The sequence below is a fragment of the Pseudoxanthomonas sp. UTMC 1351 genome, from assembly GCF_040948865.1.
GTDB lineage: Bacteria > Pseudomonadota > Gammaproteobacteria > Xanthomonadales > Xanthomonadaceae > Pseudoxanthomonas_A.
In genome coordinates this window covers 14,415-34,194 of the sequence record NZ_JAVGJT010000040.1, presented here as the reverse complement: position 1 = coordinate 34,194, position 19,780 = coordinate 14,415, and the positions used below count along the sequence as shown (strand labels likewise).

General features: G+C 61.3%; 21 protein-coding genes and 1 pseudogene. 13 read left to right on the top strand and 9 right to left on the bottom strand.

Annotation, left to right across the window (positions count from 1 at the left end):
- Nucleotides 1-134: 134 nt before the first annotated feature.
- From AB6O04_RS19520 to AB6O04_RS19505, 4 genes are all read right to left on the bottom strand, one after another.
- The gene (locus AB6O04_RS19520) at nucleotides 135-572 is read right to left on the bottom strand and encodes a VOC family protein (protein ID WP_368566069.1); all 438 of its coding nucleotides are present in this window, start codon (nucleotides 570-572) and stop codon (nucleotides 135-137) included.
- Nucleotides 573-679: 107 nt separating this feature from the next.
- On the bottom strand, nucleotides 680-1,117 hold the full coding sequence (locus AB6O04_RS19515; protein WP_368566068.1) for an HIT family protein: 438 nt from the start codon (nucleotides 1,115-1,117) through the stop codon (nucleotides 680-682).
- On the bottom strand, nucleotides 1,114-1,932 hold the full coding sequence (locus AB6O04_RS19510; protein ID WP_368566067.1) for an SDR family oxidoreductase: 819 nt from the start codon (nucleotides 1,930-1,932) through the stop codon (nucleotides 1,114-1,116). Before AB6O04_RS19510 ends, AB6O04_RS19515 begins: the two co-directional genes overlap by 4 nt.
- 173 nt (nucleotides 1,933-2,105) lie before the next feature.
- The gene (locus tag AB6O04_RS19505; protein ID WP_368566065.1) at nucleotides 2,106-2,765 is read right to left on the bottom strand and encodes a serine/threonine protein kinase; all 660 of its coding nucleotides are present in this window, start codon (nucleotides 2,763-2,765) and stop codon (nucleotides 2,106-2,108) included.
- An 82-nt stretch (nucleotides 2,766-2,847) separates the two neighbouring features.
- Between AB6O04_RS19505 and AB6O04_RS19500 the strand changes: the two genes are divergently transcribed.
- Complete coding sequence (locus tag AB6O04_RS19500; RefSeq protein WP_368566064.1) at nucleotides 2,848-4,848, top strand: VTT domain-containing protein; 2,001 nt, start codon at nucleotides 2,848-2,850, stop codon at nucleotides 4,846-4,848.
- Nucleotides 4,849-5,161: 313 nt separating this feature from the next.
- On the opposite strand, the gene AB6O04_RS19495 is transcribed toward AB6O04_RS19500, so the two are convergent.
- The 3 genes from AB6O04_RS19495 to AB6O04_RS19485 form a co-directional block, all read right to left on the bottom strand.
- Nucleotides 5,162-5,740 carry an LON peptidase substrate-binding domain-containing protein gene (locus AB6O04_RS19495; protein ID WP_368566063.1) on the bottom strand — a complete coding sequence of 193 codons (579 nt, stop codon included), beginning with the start codon at nucleotides 5,738-5,740 and terminating at the stop codon, nucleotides 5,162-5,164.
- Nucleotides 5,741-5,840: 100 nt separating this feature from the next.
- Nucleotides 5,841-7,310 carry a UDP-N-acetylmuramate:L-alanyl-gamma-D-glutamyl-meso-diaminopimelate ligase gene (gene mpl, locus AB6O04_RS19490; protein WP_368566062.1) on the bottom strand — a complete coding sequence of 490 codons (1,470 nt, stop codon included), beginning with the start codon at nucleotides 7,308-7,310 and terminating at the stop codon, nucleotides 5,841-5,843.
- A 180-nt stretch (nucleotides 7,311-7,490) separates the two neighbouring features.
- Nucleotides 7,491-8,069, bottom strand: a complete 579-nt coding sequence (locus tag AB6O04_RS19485) for an adenylate kinase (RefSeq protein ID WP_368566061.1) — start codon at nucleotides 8,067-8,069, stop codon at nucleotides 7,491-7,493.
- A 124-nt stretch (nucleotides 8,070-8,193) separates the two neighbouring features.
- Here AB6O04_RS19485 and AB6O04_RS19480 point away from each other — a divergent pair, with 124 nt between their 5' ends.
- From AB6O04_RS19480 to AB6O04_RS19445, 8 genes are all read left to right on the top strand, one after another.
- Nucleotides 8,194-9,450, top strand: a complete 1,257-nt coding sequence (locus AB6O04_RS19480) for a 6-phosphofructokinase (RefSeq protein WP_368566060.1) — start codon at nucleotides 8,194-8,196, stop codon at nucleotides 9,448-9,450.
- A 247-nt stretch (nucleotides 9,451-9,697) separates the two neighbouring features.
- The gene (locus AB6O04_RS19475; protein ID WP_368566058.1) at nucleotides 9,698-10,102 is read left to right on the top strand and encodes a GFA family protein; all 405 of its coding nucleotides are present in this window, start codon (nucleotides 9,698-9,700) and stop codon (nucleotides 10,100-10,102) included.
- Between the two features lie 107 nt (nucleotides 10,103-10,209).
- Nucleotides 10,210-10,641 carry a GNAT family N-acetyltransferase gene (locus tag AB6O04_RS19470; protein WP_368566056.1) on the top strand — a complete coding sequence of 144 codons (432 nt, stop codon included), beginning with the start codon at nucleotides 10,210-10,212 and terminating at the stop codon, nucleotides 10,639-10,641.
- A 262-nt stretch (nucleotides 10,642-10,903) separates the two neighbouring features.
- On the top strand, nucleotides 10,904-11,377 hold the full coding sequence (locus AB6O04_RS19465; RefSeq protein ID WP_368566055.1) for a GNAT family N-acetyltransferase: 474 nt from the start codon (nucleotides 10,904-10,906) through the stop codon (nucleotides 11,375-11,377).
- A gap of 300 nt (nucleotides 11,378-11,677) precedes the next feature.
- A complete protein-coding gene (locus AB6O04_RS19460) occupies nucleotides 11,678-12,022 on the top strand; it encodes a VOC family protein (protein ID WP_368566054.1) in 345 nt (114 codons plus the stop codon).
- Nucleotides 12,023-12,100: 78 nt separating this feature from the next.
- On the top strand, nucleotides 12,101-12,679 hold the full coding sequence (locus AB6O04_RS19455; RefSeq protein WP_368566053.1) for a DinB family protein: 579 nt from the start codon (nucleotides 12,101-12,103) through the stop codon (nucleotides 12,677-12,679).
- Between the two features lie 5 nt (nucleotides 12,680-12,684).
- Nucleotides 12,685-12,933, top strand: a complete 249-nt coding sequence (locus AB6O04_RS19450) for a DUF1272 domain-containing protein (protein WP_368566052.1) — start codon at nucleotides 12,685-12,687, stop codon at nucleotides 12,931-12,933.
- 177 nt (nucleotides 12,934-13,110) lie between these two features.
- Entirely contained in the window at nucleotides 13,111-13,503 is a 393-nt protein-coding gene (locus AB6O04_RS19445; protein ID WP_368566051.1) for a hypothetical protein, read from the top strand.
- Between the two features lie 123 nt (nucleotides 13,504-13,626).
- Here AB6O04_RS19445 and AB6O04_RS19440 read toward each other — a convergent pair whose 3' ends face one another.
- Nucleotides 13,627-15,108, bottom strand: a complete 1,482-nt coding sequence (locus AB6O04_RS19440; protein ID WP_368566050.1) for an MFS transporter — start codon at nucleotides 15,106-15,108, stop codon at nucleotides 13,627-13,629.
- A gap of 219 nt (nucleotides 15,109-15,327) precedes the next feature.
- Between AB6O04_RS19440 and AB6O04_RS19435 the strand changes: the two genes are divergently transcribed.
- The gene (locus tag AB6O04_RS19435; RefSeq protein ID WP_368566049.1) at nucleotides 15,328-15,756 is read left to right on the top strand and encodes a GFA family protein; all 429 of its coding nucleotides are present in this window, start codon (nucleotides 15,328-15,330) and stop codon (nucleotides 15,754-15,756) included.
- Nucleotides 15,757-15,850: 94 nt separating this feature from the next.
- Nucleotides 15,851-16,312 (top strand): GNAT family N-acetyltransferase, encoded by a 462-nt coding sequence (locus AB6O04_RS19430; protein WP_368566048.1) that lies wholly within the window; start codon nucleotides 15,851-15,853, stop codon nucleotides 16,310-16,312.
- A gap of 189 nt (nucleotides 16,313-16,501) precedes the next feature.
- On the opposite strand, the gene AB6O04_RS19425 is transcribed toward AB6O04_RS19430, so the two are convergent.
- Nucleotides 16,502-17,053, bottom strand: coding sequence for a hypothetical protein (locus AB6O04_RS19425; protein WP_368566047.1), 552 nt, complete (start codon nucleotides 17,051-17,053; stop codon nucleotides 16,502-16,504).
- Nucleotides 17,054-17,299: 246 nt separating this feature from the next.
- Here AB6O04_RS19425 and AB6O04_RS19420 point away from each other — a divergent pair.
- A pseudogene (locus tag AB6O04_RS19420) lies at nucleotides 17,300-19,324 on the top strand (sodium-translocating pyrophosphatase); the annotation flags it as partial.
- Nucleotides 19,298-19,720, top strand: coding sequence for an OmpA family protein (locus AB6O04_RS19415; RefSeq protein ID WP_368566070.1), 423 nt, complete (start codon nucleotides 19,298-19,300; stop codon nucleotides 19,718-19,720). The pseudogene AB6O04_RS19420 and the gene AB6O04_RS19415, both read left to right, overlap by 27 nt.
- The last annotated feature ends 60 nt before the right edge of the window (nucleotides 19,721-19,780 follow it).

The following is a 19,780-nucleotide window of genomic DNA, read 5'->3' as shown; positions in this document are numbered from 1 at the left end:
GTCTCGGCGCGAGCTTTGACCAGGTTCGTTGTTGAGGAGCTTTTCGCTTCTATCGCGGCCTGACAGGAAGAGCTCGCGCCGAGACGGCGCTCCTACAGGGTCGCGGACCGCTTAGGGCCGTTATAAAACAACGTTTACCAACTACCCGTATTCGACATCGAAAGCCACGGCTCTTGCGGCGGCAAACGGCCGCCTTTTTGCAGCAGTTCGATGGAAATCAGATCGGGCGTGCGCACGAATGCCATACGGCCGTCACGTGGCGGGCGGTTGATGACCGCGCCCATGGATTGCAGGTGCAGGCACGTGGCGTAGATATCGTCCACTTCGAACGCCAGATGGCCGAAGTTGCGTGCGCTGCCGTAATTTTCAGCAGGTGACCCATCATCCGCGGGCCAGTTATAGGTCAGTTCTATTTCCGCTTCCGGATTGGTAGGTGCACCGAAATAGACCAAAGTGAATTTGCCGTCCGGATTTTCCATGCGGCGCGTTTCGATCAGCCCCAAGCCTTCGGTAAAGAACTTGCTCGTAGCCTCCAGGTCATGGACGCGGAGCATGGCGTGCAGGTATTTCATATGGACCTCAGAGAAGACAGTATGCGTGGCGGTATCTAGGCGTTGGCAAACAGGTAGATGCGGATCGGCCAGGTGGGCTCATGCTTGTTGGTAGATTCTCCGCAACCTCAGCGATTATTGCCAGGCAGATAATGTTTCAACTGAGCGGCCAATGCGTCGAGCATGGCGCGATCACTCGATGGCGGCGCCTCCCGAGGGTAGATGCGCAGCAGGCCATCATCGTGCTGTCTAGGTTGCACATGCAGATGGAAATGCGGCACCTCCTGTCCGCCAGCGGCGCCATTGGATTGCCAAAGATTGAGACCGGGCGGATCGAAGCAGACGCGCAGCGCCTGCGCCATACGCACGGCAAGTTGCATCACTTCCGCAGCCATCGCAGGCTCCAGCGTGTAGATGGTTTCCACATGCGCGCGCGGTACGACCAGGATGTGTCCCGGAACAGGTTGCCGAATATCGAGAAAAGCAATGGCTTGTTCGGATTCCGCGACGACGCTGGCTGGCGCCCTGCCATGGATGATGGCGCAGAAGGGGCAATCCACGCTCACGCGTCCAGGAATAGATCCGGCAACAAGGGCTGCGACGGATCGACTGCATAGGAAGAAAAATCTTCAATCCCCGCTTCGCGCAGGACGGCTTCGTCAATCAAGAATTGTCCGTGGAAACCCGCTACTGGCCGGGTCAGGACCGCATGCGCGGCATCGGCCACGATCTCCGGCCTGCGGCAACGCGAAATATCCACGCCTGGAATCATGTTCAACGCGTCCGTCGCGATGATGGTTCGCGGCCACAGCGCATTGACCGCAACACCTTGCGGCCCGAACTCACCAGCCAACCCGAGCGTCACGAAGCTCATGCCCATCTTGGCCAGCGTATAGCCGGTGTGCGGCGCCCACCATTTGGGGTCCAGCGAAGGCGGCGGCGCCAACGTCAGGATGTGTGGATTGGGTGCCTTCAGCAGATACGGCAGACACGCTTGCGCGCACAGGAAACTACCGCGCGCATTGACTTGGCTCATCAGGTCGAAGCGCTTCATCGGTGTATCCAGCACACCGGCCAGCCAGATGGCGCTGGCGTTGTTCACCAAAATGTCGATCCCGCCGAACGCATCCACCGTAGCCGCCACCGCGGCACGCACGTCATCCTCTTCGCGAATGTCGCACTTCAATGCCAACCCCTGTCCGCCCGCGTCCGTGACCGCCTGCGCCGCGGTGTGGATGGTGCCCGGCAACTTGGGATTGGGCACCGACGATTTAGCGGCAATGACCACGTTGGCCCCATCCCGCGCCGCGCGAAGCGCGATGGCCAGGCCGATGCCGCGCGAAGCGCCGGTGATGAAGAGGGTTTTACCTTGAAGGGTCATAGTGGGATCGCTGGAGAGACGAAGCGGGAACGGGGGACAGGGAACAGGGAATGAAAGTTTTCGGAGGAGTTTTTGCTTTGCATTGTCGAGACGTGTTGCCAATGGAGTACGAAGGGCGCCGATCCAAGGGAGCCTCCATTCCCGGTTCCCTATTCCCTGTTCCCCGCTTCACCTCACGGCTTCGGCCCCTGCCCTTCATTGTCTTCCCATTTCAGCAGCTTGCGGGTGACGAAGCGGTACACCGGTTTGCCGGTGCGGAACCATAGGTCGCGCAGCCAGGAATGGCGCTTCAGCAGGCGCCGCTCCACCGGCGTGAGCGCTTCGGGGCAGTAGGTGCGTTTGTGCTTGAGCAGATGACGCAAGTCTTCACGTGCCAGCAGCCGCATCCAGCGCGAACGCGGACGGCCGAGCACGGCCAGTTGGAAGTCGATCAGCGCGGGGCGGCCATCGCTCAGCACCAGCCAGTTGGCTTCCTTGGCCAGATCGTTGTGGGCAACGCCACGCTGGTGTACCTGCAGCAGCAGGCGCCGGGCGGCATGGAAGTAAGCCACGTCGCCGCGTGGCGGCTTCTGGTACATCGCCGCACCTTCCATATAGCTGCGGTCCAGCCTCACGCCGTCCCATGCCAGCAGTTGCGGGGTGTCCGCCAAGCCGTTCAATTGCGCGATGGCGCGCGCTTCCCGGCGCGCCAGGCGCCAGGCAGGAAAGCGCAACCACCATGGCGATGCGGACAAGTCCCGGCGCACGAAGACACCACGGCTACCGCGCATCAGCGCGATACGTCCGAAGCTGTCGGCCTTCAGAGCGGTAATTTCGATGACGTCGTCGTTCACCGCGACATTCTACGCGGAGTGCCCAGGCCACCTCCCGCGGAGGTAGGCGGCGGTCATGAACCGCCGCCTATAATCTGCCCCGATGAATTCCTCTTGGTTCGATACCCTGCTGGCCTGGATCAGCGCACATCCGATCGCGGCCGGCCTGGTGATCTTCGCCATTGCGTTCTGCGACGCAGTCATCATTCTGGGAACCATCGTGCCGGCGTTGCCGCTGCTGTTCGCGGTGGGCGTATTGATTGGCCTGGGGGAAATCAACGGCCCTTACGCACTGATATGCGCGGCGATCGGCGCATTGCTCGGCGACGCCACCAGCTATTGGGTGGGCCATCGCTGGGGGCCGCAGCTGCGCAATCACTGGCCCTTCCGCAAGTATCCGCAACTGCTGGACCGCGGCGAGCTGCTGTTTCGCCGCAATGCGCTGAAAAGCATCCTGGTGGCGCGCTACGTGGGGCCTATCCGGCCATTCGTGCCGGCGGTGGCCGGCATGCTGAAGATGCCGTTGAAACGCTATTTCCTGGCCAGCGGGCTTGCCGCCGCGTCGTGGGCGGCCTTGTTCCTGGCGCCCGGCTGGTTGCTGGGTCATGCCTATGATGCGGTAGCGGCGGTCGCTGGCCGACTGGGCCTGGTGGTGGGGTTGCTGGTGCTGGTGCTGGCACTGGCCTGGGCCGGGGTGCTGTACACCTATCGCTGGTTCGCCGATCACGCCGATGCGCTGCTGGCGCGCGCGATCGCCTGGTCCCACGCGCATCCGGTGCTGGGCCGCTATTCCGGAGCGGTATTCGACCCCAAGCGGCGCGAATCGGTACCGCTGGCGCTGTTGGGCATCCTGCTGCTGGCCATCGTGTGGGTGTGGTTCGCGTTCCTGATCCTGGTGATAGGCCATGGCGAACCGCTGAGCATGGATTTGGCGGTGCACGAACTGATGCTGGCACTGCGCAATCCACTGGCTGATTACCCGCTGGCTGCCATCGCTTCATTGGGCGACGAACAAGTGCTGGCACCGGCTTCGCTGCTGGTGCTGCTGTATCTGTGCTGGCGCAAGCGCTGGATGGCCGCCGCGCATTGGCTGGCAGCCCTGGCGTTCGGGCTGGCGCTGACCGCGTGGCTGGGCGCTTCGGTCGATATCCCCAAGCCGCCCAGCGTCAGCAGCGGCTTCGGCTTTCCATCCATCGCAGTCACCATGTCCACGATCACCTTCGGCTTTTTCGCCGTGCTGATCGCGCGCGAATTGCCGGGCCGCACGCGCGTGTGGCCGTATCTGGTGTCGGGCGTGGTGGTGACTCTGATCGGCTTCGCGCGGATCTACCTGGGCGCGCATTGGTTGAGCGACATCATCGGCGGGATGTTGTTCGGCATGGTGTGGCTGCTGATACTGGGTATCGCCTATCGACGCCGCATGGTGCGTTCATTCTGGATGAAGCCGTTGGCGTGGTTGTTCTATGGCGCCTTCACCGTCACCGCGCTATGGCACGCACCGCGTAATGTCGCAACGATGCTGGCGCAGTTCGAAGCGCCGGTGACGGAACAATCCTTGGCCATGGCCGATTGGTGGCAACAGGATTGGGCGCAACAGCCGGCACGGCGCAACGATTTCGACGACGAACAGCGCTGGCCGCTGGACGTGCAGGTGGCTGGGCCGCTTGCGCCGCTGCGGGCCAAGTTGGAAGCGGACGGCTGGCGTTTCCAGGAACAAGCCGGTTGGGAAGAAGCGCTGAATCTGCTGGATAACGATCTGCCGGATACCGAACTGCCGGTATTGCCGGCGACGCTGGATACCCGCGCAGAAAGCCTGCTGATGTTGCGCGAAGGTCTGCAGCCCGGCGAGACCTTCGTGCTGCGCTTGTGGCCCGCTCATACGCAACTGCAACCCGGCAATGTGCCGTTGTGGATCGGCAGCGCGCAAGTCCTGCAACGCCAGCGCGCGTTCGGGCTGATCAGTGTTTGGCGGCCGCTGCGTGAAGCCAACACCGCGCTGCAGGCAGTGACCCAGGCGACCAGTGAATTGGAGCACCAACAGGCCCCGCATCCGCAATCTGAGTTGCCGGTTTTGCGGATACGTACGGCGCTGGCATCTCCTTAAGTCTCCGTGCGTGCTGACGTAAGGAGCGGGTAAATTCCTTGTGGGAGCGACGGCTTGACCCGCCGTTTGGCGGTTAAAAGCCAACAGCCGAATGGCTGGTCAAGTCGCGACGTTGACGTTTCCGGTCGCGACTCACGTCGCTCCCACAAAACGGCTGTGTCGGCGCCGCGGCTACACCGCTCCAGGCACCGTGAGATATCGGCTCTACGAAAAGCTGCGCTCCCGGTAGGAGCGGCGTCCCGCCGCGAGCTCTTCTCTGTGCGGCAAGATGAAAGCTCGCGCCGGGACGGCGCTCCTACAAAAGCAGGCCGCGTTACACGATCAGCTGCAACAGCCGGTCCAGCCGCTCATGCGGATCATCCTCTTGCAATACGCTCAAACGCTGCTCCGCTGTAATCGGCAGCAGCTCCGCCAAGCGCCAGCCTACCCAGGCGGCGTTATCGAAGAGTTGTGGCGACAGTTTGGCCTGATCGCCATCGATATGATCGAGCATGGTCTGCAGCAATGTGCCGAGTAGTGCGTGCTCAGGCTGCAGTTCTTCGTCGGGATCGGGCTGGCGCCATTCCACATCGCCAATCACCAAGCCGTTATCGCGCACTCGCGTACGGGTCACATGAAATCGCCGGCGGCCGCGCAGCCTCAGCGCCAGCAATCCATCGGCACCGGTATCGAAATCCTCGATTACCGCTTCGGTGCCGAAGGCGGCGGGTGTGGCGGGCCGGCCTACTTCCCCACCTTCCAGGATCAGGCACACCCCAAAGCCCGTACCGTTGCGCCCGCAATCGCGCACAAGATCCAGATAGCGGCGCTCGAATATGCGCAGTCCCAGCGCAGCGCCCGGCAGCAGCACGGTGTGCAGCGGGAACAATGGCAGCGATTCGGTAGACGCCATGCGATCAGTGTACGAGAAGGTCACCTGGTGGAAATGTCGACAAACGCGGTCTTTCGGCGAGGCGAAGAGAAAATCCTCGCAGAGAAAACGTATCTGTGCGTCAGCCCAACGCAGCCAGGAATCTTTTCGGCGCGCCGTCGAAGCCGCCGTTGGACATGAAGACCACGTGATCGCCTGGCTGCACGATGGATTTCAGCGTGGCGATCAACGCTTCCACATCCGGCACGGTACGCGCATCGCCGCGGATCGCTGTAACCACTTTGGCAGCATCCCAGGGCAGCTCCGGTCGATGCAGGAACACCACCGCATCGGCGTCTTGGAACGATGGCGCCAGCGCTTCGGAATGGGCGCCCAGACGCATGGAATTACTGCGGGGTTCCATCGCCACGATGACGCGCGCCGCACCGACCTTGGCGCGCAGGCCTTCCAGCGTGGTGCGGATGGCAGTGGGGTGGTGGGCGAAATCGTCGTACACCGTGATGTCATCGAACCGGCCGATGACTTCCAGGCGGCGCTTCACGCTGCGGAAGTCCGCCAGGGCGGGAATGACCGTCGCGATATCCACGCCAACGGCGTTCGCCGCCGCCAGTGCCGCCAACCCGTTGAGCACGTTGTGCTTGCCCAGCAACGGCCACTGCACTTCGCCGACGACTTTTCCGTCATGGAGTACCGCGAACGCGCTGCCGTCGTCGTTGACCAAGCGTGCGCTCCACGTCAGCGCAGCGTCGTCCACGCTGTTCTGAAGCCCAAAGCGCTCAACCGGCGTCCAGCAACCCATCGCCAGTACTTCGTCCAGGTGTTCGTCCTGGCCGTTGACGATCAGGCGGCCGCGGGCCGGCACCGTGCGGACCAGGTGATGGAACTGGCGCTGGATCGCGGCCACGTCCGGGAAGATGTCAGCGTGGTCGTATTCCAGATTGTTGAGAATCGCGACCAACGGGCGGTAATGAACAAACTTGCTGCGCTTGTCGAAGAACGCGGTGTCGTATTCGTCGGCTTCGACCACAAAAGGAAAGCTCGTTGTCGCAGACAACGACATGGTCCCTTCCCCTGCAGGCGGGGGAAGAGCCTGCCCCGTACTTGATACGGGGTGGCGCATAGCGCCGGATGGGCGCAACCGCCCCAGACGCGCCGACACGCCGAAATCCTCCGCCACGCCGCCGATCAGGAATCCCGGCTCGCGGCCGGCGACCTGCAGCAGATAAGTGAGGATGGTGCTGGTGGTGGTCTTGCCGTGAGTGCCGGCCACGGCCAGCGTCTCGCGGCCCGGCAGCACGTATTCGGCCAGCCATTGCGCACCGGAAGTGTATTTGCGCCCGGCATCCAGCACGGTTTCCACCGCGGCATTGCCGCGCGACAACGCGTTGCCGATAACGATCTCATCGCAATCGGCCGAAATATTCTCCGGCAGATAACCCTGCGCCAACGCGATGCCCAGCGTTTCCAATTGCGTGGACATGGGCGGATAGATCGCCTGGTCGCTGCCCTCGACCGTATGCCCCAACTCGCGCGCCAACGCCGCCACGCCGCCCATGAAAGTGCCGGCGATGCCTAGGATGTGGAGTTTCATGGCTGTGATTGGTCGGCTGGGGGAGGAAAAGCGGGAACGGGGAATGGGGAACGGGGAATGACGGATCTCAGTGAACTGCGGCAGCGCCACACAACAGGTAATCCGCAGCACGGAATCTCGCCGGGTATGGGCTCCATCATTCCCCGTTCCCCATTCCCCGTTCCCGCTTCACAAAAAAACTCAGCCCACTTCCTTGGCCGGCGACAGCGCTTCGATCAAGCGATTGAACACGTCGTCCAGGCTGCCGACGCCGTTCACCACGGTGAGCTGGCCGTGCTGGCGGTAGTACTCGATCACCGGTGCGGTCTGATCGTTGTAGACCTTCAAGCGCGTGCGGACCGATTCGGGGGTGTCGTCGGCGCGGCCTTCGGCGGCGGCACGGCCGGCGATGCGTTCCACCAGCAATTCGGTAGGTACTTCCAACTGCACGGCGTAGTCCATTGGCTGGCCGATCTTCTTCAGCAGCACGCCCAACGCATCGGCCTGGGCCAGGTTGCGCGGATAACCATCCAATATGAAACCGTTTTTGGTGTCCGGCCGGCTGAAACGCGATTCCAGCATGCCCAGCAGGATTTCGTCGGAAACCAGATTGCCCTGCGCCATCACTTCCTTGGCCTGCACGCCCAGCGGACTGCCAGCGGCCACTTCGGCCCGCAGCAAATCACCGGTGGAAATATGAGGAACCTGCAGATATTCCTTCAGCCGCGTCGCCTGAGTGCCCTTGCCCGACCCGGGTGGGCCCAGTAGAACCAATCGCATCGTGTAACTCCTGAACTAGAATTCTGCTGGCGGCCGGCGGCGTTCTGGCTCACGCCACGCCCACGCTGCACCGCGTCATATATGTGAAGCTTACCGCATCCCCCCTATTCGGATCGAACCCACTATGGTCGAAGGTACCTTGCTTTATGCCCAGTCCGGCGGTGTCACCGCTGTCATCAACGCCACCGCGTCCGCCGTCATCACCGAGGCCCGGGCCCGCAAGATCAAGGTGCTGGCGGCCCGCAACGGCATTCTAGGGGCCCTGCGTGAGGAACTTATCGACACATCCAAGGAATCACCGGCCGCCATCCGCGCCCTGGCGCATACCCCGGGCGGTGCGTTTGGTTCCTGCCGGGTCAAGCTGAAATCGCTGGAAGCGGACCGGGCCAAGTACGAGCGTCTGCTGGAGGTGTTCAAGGCGCATAACGTGCGCTATTTCCTTTACAACGGCGGCAACGACTCCGCCGACACCGCGCTGAAGGTGTCGCAGCTGGCGGCGGCTTTCGACTATCCGCTGACCTGCATCGGCGTGCCCAAGACGGTGGATAACGACCTGGCCGTCACCGACACCTGTCCGGGCTTCGGCTCGGCCGCCAAGTACACGGCGGTATCCGTGCGGGAAGCGGCGCTGGATGTGGCCGCCATGGCGGAGACATCGACCAAGGTGTTCGTGTACGAAGCCATGGGCCGGCATGCCGGCTGGCTGGCAGCGGCGGCCGGACTGGCCGGGCAAACGCCCGAGCAAGCGCCGCATCTGATCCTGTTCCCGGAACGCCCCTACGACGAGCCCGCGTTCCTCGCGCAAGTCAAGAAAGTGGTCGACAAAGTGGGCTGGTGCGTCGTGGTGGCCAGTGAAGGCATCCAGTACGCCGACGGTCGCTTCGTCGCCGATGCCGGCGGTGGCAAGGATTCGTTCGGGCACACGCAGTTGGGTGGCGTTGCTTCCTATCTGGCCGGCCGGGTCAAGAACGAACTCGGCATGAAAGTGCACTGGACCCTGCCCGACTACCTGCAGCGCTCGGCCCGCCACATCGCCTCCAAGACCGATTGGGAACAGGCCCAAGCAGTCGGCAAGGCAGCGGTGCAGTTCGCGTTGAAAGGACAGAACTCGGTGATGCCGGTGATCGTGCGCAGCTCGGATGCACCGTACCGCTGGAAAATCGAAGCCGCACCGCTGACCAAAGTGGCCAATCACGAAAAGAAAATGCCCAACGGTTTCATTCGCAAGGACAGCTATGGCATCACCCCCGCCGCCCGCAAATACCTGGAACCACTGATCCGCGGCGAAGCTTATCCGCCCTACGGCCGCGACGGTCTACCGAATTATGTGGCGCTGAAGAATGTGGCGGTGAAGCCGAAGCTGCCGGCTTGGGAGGGATGAAGCCTGGCTAAGGCCTTGTCTAAGCACCTATGTTTTGTTGATGTTTCCAGGAGCCGGGTATGTTCGGCGCCCGCTCGGATGTTCGTTCGCCTCTGTAGGAGCGGCGTCCCGCCGCGAGCTCTTTCCCGCACCGATCGACAAAGCAAAAGCTCGCGCCGAGACGGCGCTCCTACAAAAAGCACCGATATTGAGAATTTTGGTCCAGCTTTCATCCCCGTCGTCTCATGCCAGAGGAGGTTGATGCCACATGTTGAAGACATACACCGGAAGTTGCCATTGCGGCGCCGTTCGCTTCGAGGCGGATATCGATTTGAGCGCCGGAACCGGCAAGTGCAACTGCTCGATCTGCACCAAGAGCAGGAATTGGTCCGCCATCATCAAGCCGGAAGCGTTCCGCTTACTCCAGGGCGAAGCAGATCTTAGCGGCTACGAATTCGGCACCAAGAGCGGCCAGCATCTGTTCTGCCGCCACTGCGGCATACGACCGTTCGGCCGCGGCTATGTCGAGCAGATCGGCGGCCATTATGTAGCCATCCAAGTCGCATCGCTGGATGACGTGACGCCGGACGAACTTATCGCTGCGCCCATCAAATACACCAATGGTCGAGACAATAGTTGGTGGGACACCCCCGCGGAGATACGCCACCTTTGAGGCCCGATCATCGCGAAAGAGAGCTTCGCAGGGATCGTCCTGCAGCAGCAGGACACGGATATGGAGCTTCCCGGCGGCTCCGTATCCTGGAATGGTGCTAGACGCCAATGACGCCCATCATCGATCACGCGGAAACCGACGACCAGATCGCGTCGACGTTTGAAGTCATGCAGCAACTCCGCCCGCATCTCGAGCGCGCTCAGTATGTGCCTCTGATTCGCAGCCTCATGGCAAGTGATGGGCTCAAGCTGCTTGTCCTTTCCGAGGATGGAGAAGTGCGGGCTGTCGCTTCTTATCGCGTGATGAACATGCTGTACTGCGGGAGCCTGATCTATGTCGACGACCTGGTCGCCGACGAACGTGTCCGGTCGCGAGGCTATGGCGCACAACTTATTTCCAGACTGAAAGACGAAGGGCGTGCTCTTGGATGCAGCGAGATTCAGCTGATCTCGCGTGTGACCCGGGAACACGCTCACCGGTTCTACTTTCGCGAGGGCTTTGGGATTGAGTGCTTCCATTTTCGCGTCAGTCTCTCGTGAGAACGTTGCTTGGGCTGAATAATTCACCAAACGGACCCATTTCGTGGGTTGGCTTAGTTCAGGCACAGGTTCCTAAAGATCATGTCGCAAGCACCAGAATCAGAGCCAATTGAACTAAGGAACCTCTGAACAACTCCGCTTTTGCTTGTCATTCCCGCGAAAGCGGGAACCCAGTGCCTTTGCTTTCAAAGGCTTGAGTCGCTGGATCCCCGCCTTCGCGGGGATGACGACAATTATTCAGAGGTTCCTAACCGCCCTAAGTGTGGCCAACCTTCGCCGGCTTGCCGCCTCCAAACCGGTTGAGCTCGATGGATGGCAGGTTCCTGAAGGCGCGCTACCACCTGCCAAGACCGTCGCCCGCGCACTGGCGCAGCTGGACCGCGGCACACCCGTCTTGTGGTGCGTTCCGTTTCTGATCGTCTCCCCATCGCGATCAACGGTGCTTGGAGCATGCGGATTCAAAACGGCGCCCGTCAACGGCAGTGTCGAGATCAGTTATGGGATCGCCCGTACGGAGCGGGGTCGCGGGGCGGCAAACATGGCGCTTGGGCAACTCCTCCAACGGGCGGCATCGAGCGGCCTGGTGCACGATGTCGTTACTCATATACTTCCGGGCAATGTCGCGTCCGCCAAGCTCGTCCAGCGGCTGGGTTTCTCATCGGAAGGTTTGCTGATCGATGCTGATGGGGAGCGGGTCATGCGCTGGGTCTGGCGGGTAGCGGTCCATCATCCGTGAGCCTAAGAAAGCTCTGAACAACTCCGCTTTTACTTGTCATGACCAGCCATTCGGCTGCTGAAAAGCGCTTCCCGCGAAAGCGAGAACCCAGCGCCTTTGCTTTCAAAGGCTTGAGTCGCTGGATGACCAGCCATTCGGCTGTTGAAGAGCGCTTCCCGCCTTCGCGGGGATGACGACAATTATTCAGAGGTTCCCTAAGAGCAATAAATGGTTAAAGTTCGGGCTCCCCCTTGAGCCAATATTCAACAGCTCTGTCCGCATTGGTGCGGATACCCCTGGACCTGACGCAAAGAGGAAATCATGAAAATCCAATACCTCGAAATCGTTACGAAGGAAGTAGACGCGGTGTGTGCGGCATACGCCTCAGCAAACAACGTGCAGTTCGGCGAGCCCGACGCCGGGCTCGGCAATGCGCGAACCGCCGCATTGGCCGGTGGCGGGTTGGTGGGAGTGCGCGCACCCTTGCGTGAAACAGAGGACCCCGTGGTGAGACCCTACTGGCTGGTGCAAGATATCGATGCGGCCGTTGCCGCTATCGTTCAGGCTGGCGGCAAGATTGCTCACCCGCCCATGGAGATTCCGGGCCATGGAACGTTCGCCATCTATCTTCAAGGTGGCAACGACCACGGCTTATGGCAACTTTAGTGCCAACCGGTCATTGTTCAGACCGAAGACCCTTGGCACCTCAGTTTGGTTCAGCTATTTGGGTCAATGGAGAGCCACGTGAATTCGGTACAAACGCTTACTCGCTACAAGGCCTGGGCAGATGACGTTTTTCTGTCGGTCATCGCCGGCCTCCCGGAATGGGAGCTGGTTGCTCCATCCCCCATCTACTTTGGCAGCCTCATTCGTACACTCAATCATTCGTACTCCATGGACTTCGTGTGGCAGTCCCATCTACTGGGTAGGCCCCATGGGCTTACCACTCGCAATCCCGCCGATCATCCCGGCATTCAGGACCTCATTGGTTCCCAGCATCGGATAGACACCTGGTACGTCGACTATGCTGACTCGTTGTCCCGCGAGCAGCTCGATGAAGTCGTGGAGTTCGAGTTCATCGGCGGTGGCGCTGGGGCCATGTCGCGCGAGCAGATTATTCTGCATGTGGTCAATCACACGACGTATCACCGCGGCCACGTGGCTGACATGCTTTATCACCTCAACGTCTTCCCGCCCACGACAGATCTACCGGTTTTCCTCCGGCAGTCGGTTGACGCTTGGCAGCTCAATCAGGCCGGCCGCAGTTCCGCGAAGCCACTCACTTCAAGCACTGACAGCTCTCCAGTTTCCCGCGAACGGTGAAAAACATGCTGCAACTTCGTCCCAACTGCGAATGCTGCGACAAAGATCTTCCTTCTGACTCCGCCGAAGCGATGATCTGCACGTTTGAGTGCACGTTCTGTCGATCCTGCGCACAGACGGTTCTTCACGGCACCTGCCCGAATTGTGGCGGCAACTTCAGTCCGCGTCCCATTCGCCCTGCGCACTTGTTGGTCAAGTACCCGCCGTCATCGGAGCGGGTACTCAAGCCAGGCGGTTGTGTTGAAGCGGCCTGACCATTCATTCGGGCCGGAGTCGATCGCAGCAGGGCTTGAATAGGCGCCACGTTCGCATGGATCCGAACGCGGCCTAGCAGCCTATCTGACGTCAGATCGGCTCATGGATCGACTTAGTTCGGAGACGCGCCACATGACGCAACTCCCTTAGCCAGCAGCACGAGGTGAAAATCGTCCATGCCCCAGAAGAGCAAGGCAAGCTACGTGGTTCCGGCGTTGATCTACGCGCTCATCGTTGGTTCCACATTCTCACCCGACGTGCAGCCTGTGCTTACGAAGGCATTCGGTGCCGTTCCATCGGGGCTTCCGATTGCGGCAGTCGTTGCGATGGCGGTCGCCGTTCTCTTTCTCCCGTTCGCCTATGCCATCCACCATTTCATGTTGCTAGCGGAGCATGCAGTAGCTGAAGGACGCAGTATCAGCAAGTTCGGACTATTGTCCTACGCCGTCACCGTAGGGCAGCGACGCCCCGAGCTGCGCCGATCACAGATAATTTCACTGGGTGGATTGGCTTATTTCGTGCTGGTTTGCGGGGCTTGGATTGTCTATGCCGATGCGAGAGGTATTTAGCCGTACTCGTAGAGCGGAGCTGCGCCTCGCGATAGCGCTCAGTTAATGGCAATGAGGCCGTCGCAACGGCAGGCGATAGGGAGCAGCCGCTTAAAGACGCTTCGGCAAGAAAATGGCTCCAACTCACGTCGCCGGCCGCTGCTCCACCTTCGGTTCGGCGATTTCCTTGCCGGTTTCGGCACGGCCGGACATCTCCGCGCCGGCATCGCGCGGCAATCGCGACATCATCCAGGCGGAACTGGCAGAGATCACGCCGACCACTACAAAGGCGATATAGAAATTGTGCACATCGGTCGACGGGCGGCCACCAATGATGCCGGCGATTTCCAGGATGTAGCCGCCGACCGCCACGCCCATGCTCAGCGACAGCTGCTGCATCATGCCGGCCAGACTGCTGGCCTGGCCCATCTTCGGCGAATCCACTTCGGCATAGCTGATGGCGTTCAAGCTGGTGAACTGCAGCGAGCGGAAGCAGCCGCTGACCAGCAAAGTGGCGATGATGAAGACGTGCGGCGTCTGGGGCCGGAACAAGCCGAAGCAGCACAGCAACGCCGACGCGATCAGTGCGTTGAACACCAGTACATTGCGGAAGCCGAAGCGGCGCAGCACGTTGGCGGCGATCGTCTTCATGAACATCGCGCCAAGTGCGGACACGAAGGTCAGCAAACCTGATTGCACGGGGCTCAGGCCGAAGCCCAGTTGCAGCATCAAAGGCAACAGGAATGGAATGGCACCGATGCCGATGCGGAACAGCGAGCCACCGAGCACGCCGGCGCGATAGGTCGGCAGGCGGAACAAGGTCAGATCGAGCAATGGGTGCGGGTGCCGGCGCGCATGCCACGCGTAACCCACCAGTGCACCAATACCGACCAGCAAGGAACCCACGGCCAACGGCGTCGACACCAAGTGCCTGCCCATGGTGGAGAAGCCGAACATCGCCAACGCCAGGCCGACGCCTGCCAGCACAAAACCCCGCCAGTCCAGCGGCGGCGTCGGTTCGCGCAAGTCCGGAATGAAGCGCTTGGCCAACACGATGCCTAGCAAACCCATCGGAATATTGATCAGGAATATCCAGCGCCAGTCAAAATACGTGGTGATGAAGCCACCCAGCGGCGGCCCGACCACCGGCCCGACCAGCGCCGGAATGGTCAACCAGCTCAGCGCCTGCACCAACTCGTTCTTCGGTACCGTGCGCAACAGCACCAGTCGCCCTACCGGCACCATCATCGCGCCTCCCATGCCCTGCAGGAAGCGCGCGGCGACCATCGTCTCCAGGGAAATACTGGCGGCACAACCGATGGATCCCAGCAGGAATACGCCGATCGCTGTCATGAAGGTCGGCCGCGCACCAAAGCGGTCGGCGACCCAGCCGCTGATGGGAATAAAGACCGCCAACGCAAGCAGATAGGTGGTCAACGCGAGTTTTAGCGCAATCGGGTCAGTCGCCAGATCCTTGGCGATCGCCGGCAACGAGGTCGAGATGACCGTCGAATCCATGTTCTCGATAAATAACGCACAGGCAACGATCAGGGGCAGCAACCGACCGGACTTCATCTGGCCGCTGCCCGCTTGCTGGTTCCGGCTGCCGATTTGACCGAGAGGCATACATTGAAGAAGCGCGCAGCCGAGGGATCGATGCCCCGTCTGACGGCAGGACTGCCTGGAAAGCCTTCCATTCCTGTGCCGATCTCTAAGAATCCGGGGCGACACCATACGCTATCGGATCTGTAGATGGCGTCGAACTGTGGTTTCAGGTTTAGAACGACGTCCTTATCGCAGCTAGAATAATTCGAATGCAAGGGTCTAACCCGGAGGCTGGCAATCATGTCGAACGAAAGCGAGACCCTCCTCGGCGGATGCCAGTGCGGCGCGATCCGTTACCAGCTCTCACAAGCGGTGCTTGAGCTTTACGTTTGTCATTGCCGGGAATGCCAAAAACAGTCCGCGTCGGCGTTCGGCATCTCCTTCATCGTGCCGCAAGCTGCGCTTCAACTCCTGCAAGGCGAGCCAAATGTCTGGTCGCGCTCTACCGATTCGGGAAATACGCTCGACTGCGCGTTCTGTCCCACGTGCGGGTCAAGGCTCTGGCATCAGCGGCGCGGCGCCAGCGACGTCCTAAGTGTCAAAGGCGGCTCACTGGATAAACCTGTCGACCTCAGCCAAGCCATCCACATTTGGACGTCCCGCATGCTGCCGGGCATTGTCATTCCGCAGGAAGCGGACCAGTTTTCAGGGGAGCCGGATAGGTCTTGAAGCAGGTCTCCCAGCAGTTTTCAGCGATCCTTTTGATGCCGTTGCGCACCCACGCATTTCTTTAACACAACAATCTCGACAAACGAAAAACTCCATGGAAATCCGCATAGACGATCTGAGCAGTCCAAAAATAATTGAATTGCTACGCGAGCATCTGCACAGCATGACACTGCACTCCCCTCCCGAAAGCATCCATGCCCTGGACATCGATGCGTTGCGCCAACCGGAGATCACTTTCTGGAGCGTATGGGACGGTTCCGAGCTGATGGGTTGCGGGGCCATCAAGGAACTGGACGCCCAGCACGGCGAGATCAAATCCATGCGAACGGCATCGGCCCATCTGCGCAAGGGCGTGGCAGCCGCACTGATGCGCCATATCCTGGACGAAGCACAGCGCCGCTTCTACCAGCGGCTCAGTTTGGAAACCGGATCAATGGAAGCGTTCGCACCGGCGCACCGGCTTTATGCCAGTTTTGGATTCCAGAAATGCGCGCCTTTTGCGGATTATGTGGAAGATCCTTACAGCATTTTCATGACCAAGGAACTGGTGACGTAACCCGACACCATTCCGTACCAGATAGCAGAAGGGCCGCATTTTCGCGGCCCTTCTGCTTTTATACGGCAATGCTTCTGCGACACTCGCGGCACAACAGTGGGCGTTCCGATAGTTTCCCATACCGATGCATCGCTGATCCGTGCGCACAGCGCAGGCTACTAACCGTGTATCGCATACGAGAATCACAGGCTACGGACAGGCTTTTCCTTCCACTGCCATCTCCGCGGCGTACAGCGGGATCTTGGCCTGGGCGAGTTTGCCGGCGGCAGCGTGCTGCTTGGCTTCTTCCAGGTAGACGCGGGCCTGGCCTTGGCCATCTTTAGCCAGGGTGTTGTCGACCGGTTTGCGCCACACGCGCACTACTGCCTGCTGCGAGGGGCATTCGGCGTTGGGGATGCGGACCAGGTCGTTGAATTTCCAGCCCGTGGTTTCCGAAGGCTGGGCTTTGGCGAAATCGATGACGCGCGCGCGGGGCTGGCATTGCGGACTGATGCGAACCAGGGCAAAGCGGTAGGGCTCCGCGGCTTGGCCAGTGAAAGCGCCTTCGATGCGGGCGCACGCTTCTGGAATCTGTCGCACCGTGTGCACCGCGCCGATCGCCTGCGGCGTGACCGCGCCGGGGCGCTTTATCTCGGGCTCCGTCGTTGCGGCGTGAAGGGTTCCGGTCAGCAGGATGGTCGTTGCCAGCAGGCCGGCGGAAAAGGCGGGCGGCATGGCGATGGAGCGCATCAGGTATCGCATCGGGTAGTCCGTCACTGTCGAAAGCCGGCAGGCTGGCATGGAATCACTGAACCGTGGCCGCAGCGGCTAGCGGCGACGCGACCATCGGTTCATACTCGGGTCGGCTCCAGGGATGTCTGAACATCGCAACGCACGCTGCAATGCACCGCAGCGGCCCATTGCGCCCAATCGTTCAACAGCTCCATCGGGATTGGGTTTTATGTTCATGCGTCTGCTGGACAACATCCATCAACCTTGGGAGGGGACATGCTGGAACAATACGGTTTGACGTTGGCGCTGATTTGCGCCGCGGTGGCGATTCTCTACGGTATTTTCTCGGCGCGCTGGATACTCAGGCAGCCATCCGGCAATCCCCGCATGCAGGAAATCGCAGCGGCGGTGCAGGAAGGTGCAAGCGCCTATCTCAACCGGCAATACACCACCATCGCCATCGCCGGGGTCGTGCTGTTCCTGCTGATCGGTTTCTTCCTTAGTTGGCCCACCGCTATCGGCTTCCTCATAGGTGCCGTGCTATCGGGCGCCGCCGGCTACATCGGCATGAATGTTTCCGTCCGCGCCAACGTGCGTACCGCCGAAGCGGCGCGCAAGGGACTCAGCGCAGCGATGGATGTCGCGTTTCGGGGCGGTGCGATTACCGGCATGCTGGTGGTCGGACTGGGCCTGCTGGGCGTGGCCGGTTACTACATGGTGCTGGCGCGCATGGGCATCACCGGCGAACCCGCGCTGCACGCGCTGGTGGGCTTGGCGTTCGGTAGTTCGCTGATCTCGATCTTCGCGCGCCTGGGCGGCGGTATCTTCACCAAGGGCGCCGATGTGGGCGCCGACCTGGTGGGCAAGGTCGAAGCCGGCATTCCCGAAGACGATCCGCGCAATCCCGCGGTTATCGCCGACAACGTGGGCGACAACGTGGGCGACTGCGCCGGCATGGCGGCGGACCTGTTCGAAACCTATGCGGTCACCGTGATCGCCACCATGCTGCTGGGCAGCCTGATGGCGGCCGAAGTCGGCAGCAATGCGGTGCTCTACCCATTGGTGCTGGGCGGCGTGTCGATCATCGCGTCGATCATTGGCGCGTTCTTCGTCAAGGTAAAGGACGGCGGCTCCATCATGGGCGCGCTGTACAAGGGCGTGATCGTGTCGGCGGTGCTGGCGGCCATCGCGTTCTACCCCATCACCACTGAGCTTATGGCCGACTCGCCCAGCGGTGCGTTGAACCTGTACGGCTGCGCGTTGGTTGGGCTGGTATTGACCGGTGCGATCGTATGGATCACCGAGTACTACACCGGTACTCAGTTCAAACCGGTGCAGCACGTCGCCGCGGCTTCCACCACCGGACACGGCACCAACATCATCGCCGGCTTGGGCGTCTCGATGAAGTCCACGGCGTGGCCGGTCATCGCGGTGTGCGCGGCGATCCTGGCCGCTTACTCGCTGGCCGGTCTTTACGGCATCGCCATCGCCGCCACCGCCATGTTGTCGATGGCGGGCATGATCGTGGCGTTGGATGCTTATGGCCCCATCACCGACAACGCGGGCGGCATCGCGGAAATGGCGGAACTGCCGCCGGAGATCCGTGCCATTACCGATCCGCTGGACGCGGTGGGCAATACCACCAAAGCGGTCACCAAGGGCTATGCGATTGGATCGGCCGCACTGGCTGCCCTAGTGCTGTTCGCCGATTACACGCACAACTTGCAAGCGGCTAACCCGGGGGTTTCTTTCACCTTCGATTTGTCCAACCATCTGGTGATCGTCGGCCTGCTGATCGGCGGTCTGATTCCCTATTTGTTCGGTGCCATGGCGATGGAAGCGGTGGGCCGCGCGGCGGGATCGGTGGTGGAAGAAGTGCGCCGCCAGTTCCGCGAAATCCCCGGCATCATGGAAGGCACCGGCAAGCCGGACTACAGCAAGGCCGTCGATCTGCTGACCAAGTCGGCCATCAAGGAAATGATCGTGCCTTCGCTGCTGCCGGTAGCCGTGCCTATCGTGGTCGGCCTGCTGCTGGGGCCGCAGGCGCTGGGTGGATTGCTGATCGGCACGATCGTCACGGGTCTGTTCGTGGCCATTTCGATGACCACCGGCGGCGGTGCCTGGGATAACGCCAAGAAGTACATCGAAGACGGCCACCATGGCGGCAAGGGTTCCGAGGCGCACAAGGCCGCGGTCACCGGCGACACCGTCGGCGATCCGTACAAGGACACCGCCGGCCCCGCCATCAATCCGCTGATCAAGATCATCAACATCGTGGCGCTGCTGCTGGTGCCGGTGCTGCCGGTCAATGGCTGGATCGGTGGCGGGTCGGCAAGTCCGGCGCACGTGTCGTCGGCGCCGGTGGTTGCGGGCGAGTTGATCGATGGGCGGCTGGCCAAGGTTTATTTCGATGTGGGCTCGGCGGTTGTGCCCGCCGATGCCAGCGCGCGTCTGTCCAGCGTGCTGGGTACGTTGCATTCGGAAGCGAGCCGACAGGCGTTGGTGTCCGGTTATCACGACACCAGCGGGGATGTGGCGGTCAATCAGGAATTGGCCAAGCAGCGCGCGCAGGCGATCCAGCAGTGGCTGGTGGTCAATGGAATTGCGGTGGAGCGGATCGTTCTGAGCAAACCGGTAGAGACCACCGGTGCTGGCAGCGCTGACGAGGCGCGTCGGGTGGAAGTGAAAGTGGAATGATCTTGGCGCTGATGCGCTAGTGATTTGTTTGAAAGAAAAAGGCGGCTTTGGCCGCCTTTT

Coding starts and splice junctions, on each gene's coding strand:
- AB6O04_RS19520 (WP_368566069.1), bottom strand. CDS start 572: ATGAAATACCTGCACGCCATGCTCCGCGTCCATGACCTGGAGGCTACG.
- AB6O04_RS19510 (WP_368566067.1), bottom strand. CDS start 1,932: ATGACCCTTCAAGGTAAAACCCTCTTCATCACCGGCGCTTCGCGCGGC.
- AB6O04_RS19500 (WP_368566064.1), top strand. CDS start 2,848: ATGAATTCCTCTTGGTTCGATACCCTGCTGGCCTGGATCAGCGCACAT.
- AB6O04_RS19495 (WP_368566063.1), bottom strand. CDS start 5,740: ATGGCGTCTACCGAATCGCTGCCATTGTTCCCGCTGCACACCGTGCTG.
- mpl (WP_368566062.1), bottom strand. CDS start 7,310: ATGAAACTCCACATCCTAGGCATCGCCGGCACTTTCATGGGCGGCGTG.
- AB6O04_RS19485 (WP_368566061.1), bottom strand. CDS start 8,069: ATGCGATTGGTTCTACTGGGCCCACCCGGGTCGGGCAAGGGCACTCAG.
- AB6O04_RS19480 (WP_368566060.1), top strand. CDS start 8,194: ATGGTCGAAGGTACCTTGCTTTATGCCCAGTCCGGCGGTGTCACCGCT.
- AB6O04_RS19475 (WP_368566058.1), top strand. CDS start 9,698: ATGTTGAAGACATACACCGGAAGTTGCCATTGCGGCGCCGTTCGCTTC.
- AB6O04_RS19470 (WP_368566056.1), top strand. CDS start 10,210: ATGACGCCCATCATCGATCACGCGGAAACCGACGACCAGATCGCGTCG.
- AB6O04_RS19460 (WP_368566054.1), top strand. CDS start 11,678: ATGAAAATCCAATACCTCGAAATCGTTACGAAGGAAGTAGACGCGGTG.
- AB6O04_RS19450 (WP_368566052.1), top strand. CDS start 12,685: ATGCTGCAACTTCGTCCCAACTGCGAATGCTGCGACAAAGATCTTCCT.
- AB6O04_RS19445 (WP_368566051.1), top strand. CDS start 13,111: ATGCCCCAGAAGAGCAAGGCAAGCTACGTGGTTCCGGCGTTGATCTAC.
- AB6O04_RS19440 (WP_368566050.1), bottom strand. CDS start 15,108: ATGCCTCTCGGTCAAATCGGCAGCCGGAACCAGCAAGCGGGCAGCGGC.
- AB6O04_RS19435 (WP_368566049.1), top strand. CDS start 15,328: ATGTCGAACGAAAGCGAGACCCTCCTCGGCGGATGCCAGTGCGGCGCG.
- AB6O04_RS19430 (WP_368566048.1), top strand. CDS start 15,851: ATGGAAATCCGCATAGACGATCTGAGCAGTCCAAAAATAATTGAATTG.
- AB6O04_RS19425 (WP_368566047.1), bottom strand. CDS start 17,053: ATGCGATACCTGATGCGCTCCATCGCCATGCCGCCCGCCTTTTCCGCC.